1 protein-coding gene is annotated in these 685 nt (G+C 65.1%); it reads left to right on the forward strand.

The genetic code is table 11. From position 1 onward, the window contains the following. Positions 1-685 (forward strand): methyl-accepting chemotaxis protein (locus DY926_RS04440; protein WP_241503060.1); only part of this gene is annotated, 685 nt, incomplete at both ends.

The following is a 685-nucleotide window of genomic DNA, read 5'->3' on the forward strand; positions in this document are numbered from 1 at the left end:
TGCAGTCCGTGGCACAGGTGACCGGCTCGATCGAAGGTGCGATCCGTGAGATCAGCTGTGCGGCGGATGACCTGTCCCGCCGCACACTGCAGCAGGCCGCTTCGGTTGAAAAATCTGCCGCGGCCCTCGACCAGATTACCGCGACCGTCCGCTCCACCGCGCAGCGCGCGCAGGATGTCGGCACGCTGGTCGCCCGCTCGCGGGCCAGCATCGAGCAGTCGGAAGCCATCGTTCACAAGACCATCGCCAGCATGAGCGCGATCGAGCAGTCCTCCGGCTCGATTGGCAGCATTACCGATGTGATGGACGAGGTCGCCTTCCAGACCAACATCCTTGCACTCAACGCCGGTGTGGAAGCCGCCCGCGCGGGTGAGGCCGGGCGGGGCTTTGCCGTCATTGCGGCCGAGGTCCGGGTGCTGGCGCAGCGCTCCGCGGATGCGGCCAAGGAGATCAAGGCGCTTATCGCGAAGTCACGCGGGGAGGTCCATTCTGGCGTTACCCTCGTTGGCGAGACCAGCGAGGCCCTCAAGACGATCATCACCGATGTGGCCGAGATCAACGAGCACATATCGGTCATCGTGGAGGCCTCACAGGAGCAGGCCGCGGCCCTGCAGGATGTGAACTCGGCCGTCAGCGCCATTGACCACAACACCCAGCAGAACGCGGCCATGGTCGAACAGACTTC

The sequence above is a fragment of the Komagataeibacter melaceti genome (assembly GCF_003403295.1).
In the GTDB taxonomy this organism is placed as follows: domain Bacteria; phylum Pseudomonadota; class Alphaproteobacteria; order Acetobacterales; family Acetobacteraceae; genus Komagataeibacter; species Komagataeibacter melaceti.